Origin of the sequence: Mesorhizobium sp. M7A.F.Ca.CA.004.04.2.1 (assembly GCF_004022825.1) — a bacterium.
Taxonomy (GTDB): domain Bacteria; phylum Pseudomonadota; class Alphaproteobacteria; order Rhizobiales; family Rhizobiaceae; genus Mesorhizobium.
This window is the reverse complement of record NZ_RZPH01001833.1, coordinates 1-406: the sequence shown is the minus strand read 5'-3', so window position 1 is coordinate 406 and position 406 is coordinate 1. Positions and strand designations below refer to the sequence as shown.

General features: G+C 62.6%; 1 protein-coding gene. It reads right to left on the bottom strand.

The window, feature by feature from the left end; all coding sequences use genetic code 11:
- Positions 1-351 (bottom strand): AraC family transcriptional regulator (locus EN893_RS40150; RefSeq protein WP_164901582.1); only part of this gene is annotated, 351 nt, incomplete at its 3' end.
- Between the last annotated feature and the right edge of the window lie 55 nt (positions 352-406).

The window sequence follows — 406 nt, the reverse complement described above, 5'->3', positions numbered from 1 at the left end:
GGCCCGCTCGATTCTGCGGCGCAGGATGTATTCGTGAGGACGAAGACTGGTCGCCATCCTGAATCGCGCGGCGAAATACATCCGGCTGAGGCCTGCCGCCCGAGCGAGATCCGCCAGCGAAATGGCTTCACCGATATGCTCGTCAACGTAAGCCATCACCCGCTTCAGCCTCCATTTCTGCAGTGCGCCGTGGTTGGCCTCCTGCTGGACCTCGGACGGCGATCGCAGCCAGAGCCAGCGGGCTAGGATGGCGTGGAGGATGGCGTCTCCGTGGACCCCATCAACTCCCTCCGGCCTAACAGCCTGCTCGAACTGGGAAAGTAGCCGCTCGATGACCGGATCAAAAGGCATCCCGTGGGACGCCACAGTTCTCGTGAAACCTGCCTCATCACTAGCGCAGCCCGAG